Origin of the sequence: Pseudomonas migulae (assembly GCF_024169315.1) — a bacterium.
GTDB lineage: Bacteria > Pseudomonadota > Gammaproteobacteria > Pseudomonadales > Pseudomonadaceae > Aquipseudomonas > Aquipseudomonas migulae_B.
The window spans coordinates 5,813,913-5,827,572 of sequence record NZ_JALJWR010000001.1; the positions used below are offsets into that span (position 1 = coordinate 5,813,913).

Here is a 13,660-nt window from a genome sequence, read left to right on the forward strand (position 1 = left end):
ACTGCCATGTCTCGATCACTGTATCTGTTCGCTCCCAGTCGGCCCCCTTCAGAACGCCCGAAGGCAATCAAGTCGATACAGAAGCTTCGAGCTGACCTGCATGAAATTTCACGGCGAGAATAATCAGCGGGGCGTACGCGATTACGACTCCCCAGGTGCCATCAAGGCCCAATTGAGTTACGCAGTAAGCAACTGGCAATAACCAAAACAAATTGATGGCGCCCACTGCGAGCGTTACAGGCAAGTGCTTGCCATATTGGCGTGAAGCGAATTGATAGGCATGGCTGCGATGAGCCTCATAGACCTTGTCGCCGCGAAGCAACCGACGTATCAGCGTGAAGGTTGCGTCGACGATGAATACGCCTAACAGAATCAGCCAGGCCCAGAATAAATCTGAAGAAGCCCAGGCGGCCTGCAAAGACAAAACCCCCAAGGCAATGCCCAGAAATCCACTCCCTGCGTCCCCCATGAATATTCGCGCTGGCGGGAAATTCCAGTACAGGAAGCCGACTACGGCCACGGCCATCGTCAGTGGTCCCCAGATAAGCGTCGAGGCGTCACTTAATCCGTAGAGCAAACATGCGCTGAGACAAGCGGACAACGCTTCAACGCTTGCGATGCCATCAATTCCGTCCATGAAATTGTAGAGATTGAGCAGCCAGACCAGGTAAATCACCGCCAGGAAATTGCCGATCCAATGCAGGTTCAGGGAGATACCGAAAAACACTATCGGAGGAAGCCCGCCCAGCCAGGCAAGCGCCCAGATACCGGCTGCAAAATGCCCCAGCAGTCGCCACCGTGCCGCAATGTGGCCATGATCGTCCATAAAGCCGATAACAGCCACGATCGCTCCACTTCCGCCTATTGCGATCAGCTGCTGCCAAGGGACCAGTTCAAGCGCCCCAAAAACCGGTAGCGAAAGCAGGAAGGTCATGACGATAGCCACCCCACCACCGCGCGGCGTTGGAATGGTATGGGAGCTACGGGCATTAGGGATATCGATGATGCTACGTGACAACGCATATCGCCGCAGGGCAGCCGTTAACGCGAGAGATAGAAGAGCAAGAGCCGGTGCCAGCCACAAGTAAATCATTGTTGTTGATGTTCCCGAAAATGCATCGCAGTGTTTCCCAATGCTGCGTTAACGCTCAGTGGGAGACTGCCTGAAAGTTTACGAATAGGGGTGATATCGACGTGGAACGATCTGCACAGGCGCTGGGAAATTGCCTTCTTACCCAGGAGAACGGTTCTGCGCTGAAGTGCCTGCGACATAGAGGCGCAAGTATAACTGGTCCGTCAGGTGCCTTTACCAACTTTCTCGGCAACGCTGTCGTGGATCATTCGTCCTCCCGTCGCCGCCGACTGTTTCATATTCTGTAACCAACACATTTTTGACAGACCCCATACATCGCCTAAGTTTGGAAGGCAGCTTCGGAAAAGCTGCTTTCTCAATCGATGTCATGGAGCTTCACTTATGCGTACTGGCTACTTCTACTCTCTGGTTTTTGCCCTGCTCACCAGCACCTCGGTTGCCGCAATAGCGGCGCCGACGGTCAAGCCCGAGGCTGGCAACGCACCTTTGGTCATGGAGATTTCACCGAAAGCAGAGTCTGACAAGATCGATATGAACCAGGCCGACGCGGCAACCCTGCAACGGGAACTGGCTGGCGTGGGGGAGGCCAAGGCCAAGGCGATTGTTGCGTATCGGGAGAGTAATGGGCCATTTTCTTCGATAGACGAACTGCTCGAAGTGAAGGGCATTGGCAAAGCCATCCTCGATAAAAACCGCGAAAAGCTCGAGGTGAACTAAGCTAGTAATTCAGCGCCAGGGGCCGGTCATTGACCGGCCTTTTTGTTTTTTGGCGTCTATGACGATGGATTGCCTCCCGTCGGCACAGTAAAAATTACGACTATCATATTGTCATTAAATTATGCCTATAATAAATTTGTTGTCGGCCAAAGCGTTCTGAAACGCGGGCATTGTCTTCCCCTTATTTCCAGGAGCACTGTCATGAATTCTGTCCAGACCCAAGGTACGGCTCTCGTCACCGGTGCTTCTTCCGGTATCGGCGCCATCTACGCTGAGCGGTTGGCAGCGCGCGGTTTTGATTTGTTGTTGGTCGCTCGTGATCAGGAGCGGCTGGAGGCGGCTGCGAGCAAGTTGCGCGCCGAGCATGGCGTTCAAGTCGAAGTGCTCAAGGCGGACCTGACGCAAAAGGATGATGTGCTCAAGCTCGAGCAGCGCCTTCGCAGTGATTCGAGTATCAGCCTGTTGCTGAACAATGCCGGTGTCGCGGCGGATGGCTTGCTGGCCAACGCCGATCTGGATCAGCTGGAGCGATTGATTCAACTCAATGTGACGACGGTCACGCGCCTGGCATCGGCGGCGGCCGCCAGTTTTGCGAAAGCGGGCCGAGGCACCATCATCAATATTGCTTCCGTGGTGGCGCTGTTTCCCGAGCGTTTCAATGCCACCTACAGCGCCAGCAAAGCTTATGTGTTAAGCCTGACTCAGTCTCTTAACGCCGAACTCGATGGAACCGGTGTCAAAGTGCAAGCCGTGTTGCCCGGCGTAACACGCACCGAAATCTGGGAGCGCTCCGGTATCGACGCGAGCCAGATCCCGGCTGACATGGTCATGGAGGCAGGGGAGATGGTCGACGCGGCTCTGTCAGGCCTGGACCAGGGCGAGCTGATTACCATTCCTTCGTTACCGGATGCCGCCGACTGGAATGCCTTTGTTGCGGCGCGATACGTGATGGCGCCCAACCTTTCGAAAAGCAAAGCCGCTGCGCGTTACCAATAAAACGCCAGGAATCGGCATGAGGATATTGCGGTATGAGTAATCGTCGAGTGGTTGTAACAGGCATGGGGCTGGTGTCGCCGCTGGGTAGTGGTGTCGAGGCGGTCTGGGCGCGGCTGTTGGCCGGACGTTCCGGTTTGCGCAATTTGCCGGACGACGTCGTGGCGGATCTGCCGGCCAGGGTCGGCGGTGCAGTGCCGACGCTGGCGGATGATGCCGAGGCGGGTTTTGACCCTGACCGGGCAACGCCACCCAAAGAACAGAAGAAGATGGACCGTTTCATCATGTTCGCCATGGAAGCGGCGCGTCAGGCGATCGAGCAAGCCGGTTGGCAGGCTCAAACCGCTGAAGCTCAGGAGCGCACGGCTACTATTATCGGTTCGGGCGTCGGTGGTTTCGGCGCGATTGCCGATGCGGTGCGCACCACGGACAGCCGTGGCCCACGGCGTTTGTCGCCATTTACCATTCCTTCTTTCCTGGTCAACCTGGCCGCTGGTCATGTGTCGATCCAGCATGGATTCAAAGGTCCACTGGGTGCTCCGGTAACGGCGTGCGCGGCGGGCGTTCAGGCGATTGGCGATGCGGCGCGGCTGATTCGTTGTGGCGAAGCGGATATTGCGGTGTGTGGCGGCGCGGAAGCGTCGATTGATCGCGTCAGCCTCGCTGGATTCGCCGCTGCCCGGGCCTTGTCCAGCGGTTTCAACGACACCCCGGAACGTGCTTCTCGGCCGTTCGACCGTGATCGCGATGGCTTCGTCATGGGCGAGGGTTCAGGACTTCTGGTGATCGAATCCCTGGAACATGCTCTGGCTCGTGGCGCGCAACCGCTGGCGGAACTGGTCGGTTACGGCACCAGCGCCGACGCCTATCACCTGACGGCGGGCCCGGAAGATGGCAGTGGTGCGCGGCGGGCGATGGCGCTGGCGTTGGCTCAGGCGGGTATTTCTGCGGACCAGGTGCAGCACCTCAACGCTCACGCCACCTCGACACCGGTCGGGGATTTGGGGGAGCTGGCGGCGATCAAGTCGTTGTTCGGCTCAGACAACAAGATCGCGGTCACGTCGACCAAGTCGGCCACCGGGCATTTGCTCGGCGCGGCGGGCGGGATCGAGGCGATCTTCACGTTGTTGGCGATCCGTGATCAGATCGTTCCAGCCACCCTCAACTTCGATAATCCGGACCCGGCAGCGCAAGGTGTGGATATCGTCCACGGCAAGGCGCGTCCGATGGCGATCGAGTACGCGCTGTCCAACGGTTTCGGCTTTGGCGGGGTCAACGCCAGCGTATTGTTCAAACGCTGGCAGGGTTAATCCCGTGGTTCTTTGAGAAATGCGCGTGTGACGTCGAGAATCCGCTGAGCCAGTTCGGGGCTCTCGACACTGCGCGACAGCAGCAACGCCCCGACCAGCGCGGACATGATGAAGATGCTCTGGTCGGCGGCGTCCTCACCTTCCAAGGTGCCTTGTATCTGTTCGAGCCGGGCGTTGAGCACCACATCCGAGGTGGGGCTTGGCTGTCCACGCAAGCCGAGCTCCGATGACATGGTCGGCAGCGGGCAACCTTCATCCGGCGAAGTCTGGTGCCATTCGGATAAATAGGTGTCGATGAACGACTCCAGTGGACGCTCCTGCGCGAACAGCTCGGCGCAAACAGCGTCGCATTGGTCGCCAGCCGCCTGCAGGGCTTTTTCTACCAGTTCATCCTTGGATTTGAAATGCGAGTAGAAGCCACCGTGGGTCAAACCCAGCGCTTTCATCAGAGGTTGAAGGCCGGTCGCACCAATACCGTCACGGCGAAACCGCGCTGAGGCTTCCTTGATGATGCGTTGATGGGTCTGGGCTTTATGGTCCTGCGAATAGCGCATCATGAATCTCCGCAACAATGCGCCATCTTAACCAATGAAAATGGGATGGTGACTGTACTTCTACTTCTAAAAAGCATGCAGATGCGTCCAACTCCGTCAGAGTGCATTCAATGAACTGGCACGGATAGTGATTACTCATTCGCTGACGATTGTTGAACAATCAAGAGGCGATGAGCATGAGCCGCGGACTGTCCCTGGCCGATCACATCACATTGGAGTTGCGTACCGACATCATTGGCGGCCGTTTGCTGCCTGGCATGGCGTTGGTGGAAAACGATCTGGTCTCGGCCTACAACGCGTCTCGCAACACGATTCGCGAAGCCTTGCATCGTTTGGGGCAGGAAGGTCTGACCCGTTATGTGCGCAACAAAGGCGTGATGGTGCGCAGGCTGGGGGCCGAGGATGTGCGTGACCTGTTCAATGTGCGTCGCACCCTCGAATTGCAAGCCATCAGCGCGAGTCGGCCGTTGCGCGATTATCAGTCCGACCGGATGCTGGAAGCGCTGGAAGCCACTGAACTGGCCCGTGAACGCGAGGACTGGCGCGCCGTCGGCACGCACAGTCTGGCGTTTCATCAACACATCGTCGGATTGCTGCGCAGTCCGTTGTTCGATGAGTTCTTCACCAATGTCGTCGCGCAATTGCGTCTGGTGTTTTGCACCGCTCCCGATGAATCGAGGTTTCAGGCGCCCTGGCTGGCGCGCGACCGGCAGATCCATGAGCTGCTCGCCGAAGGCGACAAGCGCGCTGCCGGGGATGCCATGAGTCTTTATCTCGACGACTCCGAACAGCACCTGTTGCAAATGCTTGCTCCAAACTCCCATCACTGATCGAGGATGCGTGCCATGTACAAAGACTATCCGGCGGCTTATCAAGTCAGCAAAGGCTCGGCGTTGCAGGTGGATAAAGCCTTTTACGAAAGGATCCGTGACAGCAAGGACAGTCGCACGTTGATCGAGCAGTTCGAAGTGCCGATCCGCACCGGTCGCGCTTGGAAAGTCCAGGCCGGGCATGTGTTTCGCGTGACCACGCCGGTCGGTCCGCAAGTTGGCGATTTCAACGTCTGGAATGCCAATGATCCGCGTGAACGCTTGTGGGCGGCGCGGACCCGGCAATTGCAGGGCGCCCACGTCAGCACCCATGACCGGCTCTGGTCGAACCTGCCTTTTTTACGGCCGCTGGTGACGATCACCGATGACAGCCTGGCCGGTTACGGGATCGACGAACATGGCGGTCGTTTGCATGATTTGCTCGGCACTCGCTGCGATCCCTACGTGAACAAAATGCTCACCGGCGAAGACTTCCATCACCACTGCCACTCGAACCTGACACGCGCTGTTTTGCCCCATGGTCTGACCGAGTTCGACGTGCATGACGTGCTGAACATTTTCCAGTGCACGGGCCTCAACCACGATGACATGTACTTCATGAAAGCCTGTCCGGCGCAGAAGGGCGATTACCTGGAGTTCTTTGCCGAGATTGATCTGTTGTGCGCGCTGTCGACCTGCCCGGGCGGCGATCTGTCGCTGGCCATGTGGGGGCCGGACGCGCAGGACCCGCTCAGCGTGTGTCGCCCGCTGGGAGTGGAGATTTACAGGTTGGAGGATTCGTTGCTGGAAGGCTGGAGCCAGCCGGAGCGTGCGGCCTACAAAGGGCTGCATGGCTTGCACATCGCCAAGGCGGATTGGGAAAAATAATCAGCACTACCTTGTAGGAGCAAGGCGTGCCCGCGAAGGCGATCTCAAGGACGCCTTCGCGGGCAAGCCTTGCTCCTACAAAAAGCGGCTCAGCCGTTTTTTTAGCGGTCCTGCGCATCCTTGGCATCCGCTTCCGCGTTGCGTTCAGCGACGCGTCTACGTTGCTCTTCGGTCAGTTCGACTTTGTTGGCGGTGTCGCGCAACATCATCAAACCACCCACGATCGAGCCGATTGCAACGACCAGAATCAACCAGGCATACCAGGGCATAGGGGGCTCTCCTTGAGGGCAGGCCGGCTGACGGGTTTCGCCAACCGATCGTGCATACCACTTTGAGCGATTCAATTTCGCAGTGGTTCCATTCTATGCCTGATATGACAGCGCCACGTGCGCTGATTTACAACCCGGTCAACATCGCGTCCGCCGGTGCATCCGCACGCAATTGCGCAGTCAGCGTGAAGTACACGAAGCCCGCCGCCATGAAGCCGAGGAAGATCAAGCCGATCAGCGTGTTGAACCAGGCCATCGCCACCAGGCACACCACCGCCAGCGCCAGTGCAATGGCCGGCACCAACGGGTAGCAGGGGGCGCGGAAAGTGCGCTCCAGGTTCGGTTCGGTTTTACGCAGTTTGAACAGGCTGAGCATGCTCATGATGTACATCACGATCGCGCCGAACACCGCCATGGTGATCATCGCCGCCGTCAGCGTCATGCCGCCCAGATTGATCAAACCGTCGCTGTAAATCGCCGCGATACCGATCACGCCACCGGCGATGATTGCCCGGTGCGGCGTCTGGAAACGCGAGAGTTTTGCCAGCGAAGCCGGCAGGTAACCGGCACGGGCGAGGGCGAAGAACTGCCGCGAGTAGCCGAGGATGATGCCGTGGAAACTCGCCACCAGACCAAACAGGCCGATCCACACCAGCATGTGCAACCAGCCGGAGCTTTCGCCGACCACGGTTTTCATCGCTTGCGGAAGCGGGTCGTTGATGTTCGACAGGGTGCGCCAGTCGCCGACGCCGCCGGCAAAGAACATCACGCCCATGGCCAATAGCACCAGGGTCAGAATGCCGCTGATGTACGCCTTCGGAATCGTGCGTTTCGGGTCCTTGGCTTCTTCGGCGGCCATGGCCGCACCTTCGATGGCGAGGAAGAACCAGATCGCGAAAGGAATCGCCGCGAACATCCCGGCAATCGCCGGTGCACCGAACACATCGGAACCGGCCCAGCCATTCAGCGCAAAGTTGCTGAAGCTGAACGCCGGCGCCACCACGCCCATGAACACCAGCAATTCGGCCACCGCGAGTACGCAGACCACCAGCTCGAACGTCGCTGCCAGTTTCACGCCGAGGATGTTCAGGCCCATGAACACAATGTAGGCGCCGACGGCTGCGTGCTTCGGATCAAGTGCCGGGAATTGCACGTTCAGATACGCGCCAATGGCCAGGGCAATGGCCGGTGGGGCGAAGACGAATTCGATCAGCGTTGCCAGCCCGGCGATCAATCCGCCTTTCTCGCCAAAGGCGCGGCGGCTGTAGGCGAAGGGACCGCCTGCGTGGGGAATGGCGGTGGTCAGCTCGGTGAAACTGAAGATGAAGCAGGTGTACATGGTGGCGACCATGAAGGAAGTCACCAGAAAGCCAAGTGTCCCGGCCACGCCCCAGCCGTAACTCCAGCCGAAATACTCACCGGAAATCACCAGCCCGACCGCAATGCCCCACAGGTGCAGCGTGCCCAGCGTGGGTTTGAGTTGTGTGTTCATCGTTTGCTCCCTGAACGGTTTGGAAAGCTCGGGGGAGGGCGTGTGCAGTGGGCGTGCCAGTGTTGTGATGGCAGTCGTAAAGCGTAAAAAGGTGTCGTATCGGGGATGTTCGGCGCTGGATGCATGCATTTTTATGCGTCAGTTGGGGGCGTTGTTGCCTGTAATGCCGCCTTCGCGAGCAAGCCCGCTTGTATGTTTAGACTTGAAGGGGTGGGCGGGACTAAAGCCTAGCTTCTGACTCTGACCAGTACAGACCGTGGGAGACTTCGTCCCGCCCCTTCACCTAATGCGCCGATAAGGAATGCATCGGCCTAGACCGACGATAGAAACAAGCCAGCGCAACGGTGAACCCCGACAAGTCTTTAAACCCTAGCTCGGAGGGCGTGCCATGACAATTCATGTTTCGCAGGTGGTCGTGGGTGTGGATGTCGCGAAGGACGAGATCGTTGTTTATCGATCCGATCTGGAGCAAGTCTTGATTGTTTCGAACGAGCGATCGACCCTTAAGAAGTGGCTCAAGGCGCTGCCCGCAAACAGCGCCATTGCCCTCGAAGCCACCAACACCTATCACCTCGATACGACAGAGATGGCCCATGAAATGGGTCATGACGTTTACGTTATCGATGGCAGCCGTCTTAATCGATACCGCGAAGGGATAGGTATTCGGGCTAAAACAGATGCCCTGGATGCAGCGTTGCTGGCTCGTTACTTGAGTAAAGAGTCCGACAAGTTGAGGATTTGGAGTCCGCCTCCAAAGGCCTACACACAACTCAAAAGCTTGCTGCGTCGTCGGGCCGAGCTTGTTCGGCATCGTGTGGCCATCAAACAAAGCTGGAAGGACGAACCGTTGCTCGAAGAGGCATTGGCCGACTATCTGGCATGCCTTGAGCAGATTGAAAAAAACATACAGAAAGTGCTGAAGAGCATTGTCAGCGAAGCTGACATGGACGCGCAGGTAAAACGCTGCCAAGCGGTTGAGGGTGTAGGCGTCCTGACGGCTACAGCTGCAGTCACCGCCTTTATGCGTGGAGATTTTTCCGACAGCGATGGCTACATCGCCTTTCTAGGAATGGATCCGCGAGTCAGACAATCGGGAAAGAAGGATCAGAAACGATACTTATCCAAACGAGGCGATTCGGAGTTCCGGCGCTTATTTCATAACAGCGCCATGGCCGCGAGTCGCTCTCCAGCCTGGAAACCTTACTATCAAAGCTATCTGGCAAGAGGCATGAAGGGCACTCAAGCCTTGGTAATACTTGCCCGTAAGCTGGCCAGAGTACTGTTTGCCTTGATGAAAAATCAAAGCGAGTACAAGCCAAGTTCTATGTTTGGGGGTTGCCCCCAAACATAGAATCTCCCACATTTGATCTTCAGCGAACACAGAACTTGTGTTCGAGGCCGATCGAATGTGGGAGCGGGCTTGCTCGCGAAGAGGCCGAACAAACGCCGCAAACTTGGCTGTAACAAAGCCATAAACCCACTCTTTACGCCTTCTTTATGCTCCGCCACACCCCTCGACCTCGCTCCTTTACAGCCTTCCTCCCGACAATGACTCCACACGCGGCAATACGCCGTAACACGGAGAACTTCCATGAGCGTTCTGGACGGGGTGTCACTGCTGTTGGCAGTGGGGCTGTTCATTTATCTGTTGGTTGCGCTGTTGCGCGCGGACCGGAACTAGGAGCGGCTATGCACAGTTATGACTATTGGCTGATCCTGGCCTTCTTCGCCGTGGTGCTGATCCCGGCACCGTTTCTCGGGCGGTTCTACTACAAGGTCATGGAAGGTCAGCGCACCTGGCTGACACCGATCCTGGGTCCTGTGGAGCGCGGCTGTTATCGGGTGGCCGGCGTTGATCCGCAGGCCGAACAGAGCTGGCAGAAATACACCCTGGCCTTGCTCGCCTTCAACCTTGCGGGCTTTTCGCTGTTGTTCATGATCCTGCTGTTCCAGGACCACCTGCCGCTCAACCCGCAAAACCTGCCGGGTCAGGAGTGGACGCTGGCGTTCAACACCGCCGTCAGTTTCATGACCAACACCAACTGGCAGGCCTACAGCGGCGAAGCTTCGCTGAGCTACCTGAGTCAGATGGCCGGCCTCACCGTGCAGAACTTCGTCAGCGCCGCCACCGGCCTCGCTGTGCTGGTTGCCCTGTGCCGCGGCATCGGTCGCAAATCGACCAAGACCCTCGGCAACTTCTGGGTCGACATGACTCGCGCCACCCTCTACGGCTTGCTGCCGCTGTGCCTGCTGCTGGCGCTGTATCTGGTCTGGCAGGGCGTGCCGCAAACCTTCGCGCAGTACGTGAACGCCGTGACGATGCAAGGCGTCGATCAGGTGATCCCGCTCGGCCCGGCCGCCAGCCAGATTGCGATCAAGCAATTGGGCACCAACGGTGGTGGCTTCTTCGGCGTCAACTCGGCGCACCCGTTCGAGAACCCGACCGCCTGGAGCAACCTGTTCGAAGTCGGTTCGATCATCCTGATCCCGGTTGCCCTGGTGTTCACCTTCGGCCACTACGTGAAAGACCTGCGTCAGAGCCGCGCGATCATCGCCTGCATGCTGGCGCTGTTCCTGATCGGCGGCGCCACCTCGCTGTGGGCTGAATACCAACCGAACCCGACCCTGAACAACGTCGCCGTCGAACAGACCGCGCCGCTGGAAGGCAAGGAAGCGCGCTTCGGCACCACCGCCACGGTGCTGTGGTCGGTGACTACCACCGCGGCGTCCAACGGTTCGGTCAACGGCATGCACGACAGCCTCAACCCGCTGAGCGGCATGGTCGCGCTGGTCAACATGATGGTTGGCGAAGTGATCTTCGGCGGCGTCGGTGCCGGGCTCTACGGCATGTTGCTCAACGTGTTGATCGCGGTGTTCCTCGCCGGCCTGATGATCGGCCGTACGCCGGAATACCTCGGCAAGAAGCTGCAGGCGAAGGAAGTGCAACTGCTGGTGGTGACCTTGCTGGTGATGCCGGTTGGCGTGCTGGTGCTCGGTGCGATTGCCGCGAGCCTGCCCGGTCCGGTGGCCTCGGTGAGTAACCCCGGTGCCCACGGTTTCAGTCAGTTGCTCTACGCCTACACCTCGGCCAGTGCCAACAACGGTTCGGCGTTCGGCGGTTTCGGCGCCAACACACCGTTCCACAACCTGATGCTAGGTCTTGGCATGTTGATCGGTCGCTTCGGTTACATCCTCCCGGTACTGGCCCTGGCCGGCAGCCTGGCGATGAAGAAAACCGCACCGATCGGCCAGAACAGCTTCCCGACTCATGGTCCGCTGTTCGTGACCCTGTTGACCGTGACCATTTTGCTGGTGGGCGGCCTGACCTTCCTGCCGACGCTGGCGCTGGGCCCTATTGCTGAACACTTGAGCATGGGCTTCTGAGGAATCAATGATGAATATGCCCGTAACTAAAGCGGCCACCGTCAAGGCGCCGGAACAACCGAAAACCGCGATCTCGGCCCTCTGGCGCCCGGCGCTGGTGCAAGCCTTTGTCAAGCTCGACCCACGGCAATTGCAGCGTGCGCCCGTGATGCTGGTGGTCGAACTGACCGCCGTGCTGACCACCGTTTTGTGCTTCATTCCCGACAGCGCCGTGCCGACTTTCGTCGCCGCGCAAATCGCGCTGTGGCTGTGGTTCACCGTGCTCTTCGCCAACTTCGCCGAAGCCTTGGCCGAAGGTCGCGGCAAGGCCCGCGCCGACAGCCTCAAGGCTGGCAGCGAAGGCTTGAGCGCCCGTCGCAAAACCAGCAACGACGCCTTTCAAGTGGTGCCGGCCACCAGCCTGCGCAAGGGTGATGTGGTGCGCGTCGAAGCCGGGGAAATGATCCCCGGCGACGGCGAGGTCATCGAGGGCATCGCGGCGGTCAACGAAGCGGCGATTACCGGTGAATCCGCACCGGTGATCCGCGAGTCCGGCGGCGACCGTTCAGCCGTCACCGGCAACACTCGCCTGGTGTCTGACTGGCTGCTGGTGCGCATCACCGCCAACCCCGGTGAGTCGACCCTGGACCGCATGATCGCGCTTGTCGAAGGCGCCAAACGGCAGAAAACTCCGAACGAAGTGGCGCTCGATATCCTGCTGATCGGCCTGACGCTGATCTTCCTGCTGGTGGTCGTCACCTTGCAACCGTTCGCCCACTTCGCCAACGGCAGCCTGCCGCTGGTGTTCCTGGTGGCGTTATTGGTCACGCTGATTCCGACCACCATCGGCGGTTTGCTCTCGGCCATCGGTATCGCCGGGATGGACCGCCTGGTACGCCTGAACGTGATCGCTAAATCCGGCCGCGCCGTGGAAGCGGCGGGGGACGTGCATGTCCTGCTGCTGGACAAGACCGGCACCATCACCTTCGGTAACCGTCGTTGCACCGCGGTGTATGCCGCACCGGGAGTGAGCGCCAAGGAACTGGCCGAGGGCGCGCTGTTCGCTTCGCTGGCCGACGACACCGCCGAAGGCAAGTCCATCGTCGAGTACTTGCGCGGGATTCATCCACAACCGGAGCCTTCCCTTGAGGTACTGACGGCGGTGCCGTTCAGCGCAGAAACCCGCCTGTCCGGTGTCGACTATCAAGGTCGCGTGTATCGCAAGGGTGCGGTGGATTCGCTGCTGGCGTTCGTCGGCCTGAAACGCGCCGATCTCGCACCAGCCCTGTCCCGGGAAATCGACAAGATCGCCCAGAGCGGCGGCACGCCATTGCTGGTCTGCGCCGACGGTAAATTGCTCGGTGCGATCCACCTCAAGGACGTGGTCAAGCCCGGTATCCGCGAACGTTTTGCCGAGCTGCGCAAACTGGGGATTCGCACGGTCATGGTGACCGGCGACAACCCGCTGACCGCAGCAGCGATTGCGGCTGAAGCAGGCGTCGACGACGTGCTGGCCGAAGCCACGCCGGAGAAAAAACTGGCGCGTATTCGTCACGAGCAGAACGACGGGCGTCTGGTCGCGATGTGCGGCGACGGTGCCAACGACGCCCCGGCCCTGGCCCAGGCAGACGTCGGCATGGCGATGAACGACGGTACGCAAGCAGCGCGCGAAGCGGCGAACATGGTTGACCTCGACAGCGACCCGACCAAGTTGCTGGACGTGGTGCAGATCGGCAAGGAATTGCTGGTGACCCGCGGTGCGCTGACGACCTTTTCCATCGCCAACGACGTGGCCAAATACTTCGCGATCCTGCCGGCGCTGTTCGCCTCGATCTACCCGCAACTGGGCGTGCTGAACGTCATGCATCTGAGCAGTCCGCAGAGCGCGATTCTGTCGGCGATCGTGTTCAACGCCTTGATCATTGTGGTGCTGATTCCACTGGCCTTGCGCGGCGTGCGAGTGCAGGCAGCGAGCGCGGCGGCGTTGCTGCGACGCAATCTGCTGATCTATGGACTGGGCGGAATTCTGGTGCCGTTTGTGGGCATCAAGGCGATCGACATGCTGTTGACGGCGTTGCATCTGGTTTGACGATTTATCGGGTTGTGCGGGCTCTGTGGCGAGGGGATTTATCCCCGTTGGGCTGCGCAGCGGCCCCCCACCCGTTACATGCA

The 13,660-nt window shown here is 59.2% G+C and carries 13 protein-coding genes; 9 read left to right on the forward strand and 4 right to left on the reverse strand.

The features are described from left to right. Window positions 1-67: 67 nt before the first annotated feature. Window positions 68-1,093 (reverse strand): MraY family glycosyltransferase, encoded by a 1,026-nt coding sequence (locus J2Y86_RS26695; RefSeq protein ID WP_253438560.1) that lies wholly within the window; start codon window positions 1,091-1,093, stop codon window positions 68-70. Window positions 1,094-1,474: 381 nt separating this feature from the next. On the opposite strand from J2Y86_RS26695, the gene J2Y86_RS26700 reads away from it, so the two are divergent. The 3 genes from J2Y86_RS26700 to fabF all read left to right on the forward strand — a co-directional run bounded on the left by J2Y86_RS26700 (window position 1,475) and on the right by fabF (window position 4,113). Then, on the forward strand, window positions 1,475-1,810 hold the full coding sequence (locus tag J2Y86_RS26700; protein ID WP_253438563.1) for a ComEA family DNA-binding protein: 336 nt from the start codon (window positions 1,475-1,477) through the stop codon (window positions 1,808-1,810). A gap of 201 nt (window positions 1,811-2,011) precedes the next feature. Further along, window positions 2,012-2,806 (forward strand): SDR family NAD(P)-dependent oxidoreductase, encoded by a 795-nt coding sequence (locus J2Y86_RS26705; RefSeq protein WP_253438566.1) that lies wholly within the window; start codon window positions 2,012-2,014, stop codon window positions 2,804-2,806. 32 nt (window positions 2,807-2,838) lie between these two features. Further along, on the forward strand, window positions 2,839-4,113 hold the full coding sequence (gene fabF, locus J2Y86_RS26710; RefSeq protein WP_253438569.1) for a beta-ketoacyl-ACP synthase II: 1,275 nt from the start codon (window positions 2,839-2,841) through the stop codon (window positions 4,111-4,113). On the opposite strand, the gene J2Y86_RS26715 is transcribed toward fabF, so the two are convergent. Then, entirely contained in the window at window positions 4,110-4,667 is a 558-nt protein-coding gene (locus J2Y86_RS26715) for a TetR/AcrR family transcriptional regulator (RefSeq protein WP_253440441.1), read from the reverse strand. The genes fabF and J2Y86_RS26715 overlap by 4 nt on opposite strands. Before the next feature lie 176 nt (window positions 4,668-4,843). Here J2Y86_RS26715 and J2Y86_RS26720 point away from each other — a divergent pair, with 176 nt between their 5' ends. Both J2Y86_RS26720 and J2Y86_RS26725 read left to right on the forward strand, forming a co-directional pair. Continuing rightward, entirely contained in the window at window positions 4,844-5,497 is a 654-nt protein-coding gene (locus J2Y86_RS26720; RefSeq protein WP_253438572.1) for a GntR family transcriptional regulator, read from the forward strand. A 15-nt stretch (window positions 5,498-5,512) separates the two neighbouring features. Further along, a complete protein-coding gene (locus tag J2Y86_RS26725; RefSeq protein ID WP_253438575.1) occupies window positions 5,513-6,364 on the forward strand; it encodes an urea carboxylase-associated family protein in 852 nt (283 codons plus the stop codon). 101 nt (window positions 6,365-6,465) lie between these two features. Here J2Y86_RS26725 and J2Y86_RS26730 read toward each other — a convergent pair whose 3' ends face one another. Both J2Y86_RS26730 and eat read right to left on the reverse strand, forming a co-directional pair. After that, window positions 6,466-6,633: a DUF2897 family protein gene (locus J2Y86_RS26730; protein WP_253438578.1), complete on the reverse strand. Its 168-nt coding sequence runs from the start codon at window positions 6,631-6,633 to the stop codon at window positions 6,466-6,468. Between the two features lie 127 nt (window positions 6,634-6,760). After that, on the reverse strand, window positions 6,761-8,125 hold the full coding sequence (eat, locus tag J2Y86_RS26735; RefSeq protein ID WP_253438581.1) for an ethanolamine permease: 1,365 nt from the start codon (window positions 8,123-8,125) through the stop codon (window positions 6,761-6,763). Between the two features lie 388 nt (window positions 8,126-8,513). Between eat and J2Y86_RS26740 the strand changes: the two genes are divergently transcribed. From J2Y86_RS26740 to kdpB, 4 genes are all read left to right on the forward strand, one after another. Further along, the gene (locus J2Y86_RS26740) at window positions 8,514-9,476 is read left to right on the forward strand and encodes an IS110 family transposase (protein WP_253430575.1); all 963 of its coding nucleotides are present in this window, start codon (window positions 8,514-8,516) and stop codon (window positions 9,474-9,476) included. 240 nt (window positions 9,477-9,716) lie between these two features. After that, window positions 9,717-9,806 carry a K(+)-transporting ATPase subunit F gene (kdpF, locus tag J2Y86_RS26745; RefSeq protein WP_007899818.1) on the forward strand — a complete coding sequence of 30 codons (90 nt, stop codon included), beginning with the start codon at window positions 9,717-9,719 and terminating at the stop codon, window positions 9,804-9,806. An 8-nt stretch (window positions 9,807-9,814) separates the two neighbouring features. After that, window positions 9,815-11,509 (forward strand): potassium-transporting ATPase subunit KdpA, encoded by a 1,695-nt coding sequence (gene kdpA / locus J2Y86_RS26750; RefSeq protein WP_253438584.1) that lies wholly within the window; start codon window positions 9,815-9,817, stop codon window positions 11,507-11,509. Window positions 11,510-11,519: 10 nt separating this feature from the next. Further along, complete coding sequence (gene kdpB / locus J2Y86_RS26755; RefSeq protein ID WP_253438587.1) at window positions 11,520-13,577, forward strand: potassium-transporting ATPase subunit KdpB; 2,058 nt, start codon at window positions 11,520-11,522, stop codon at window positions 13,575-13,577. Window positions 13,578-13,660: the final 83 nt, after the last annotated feature.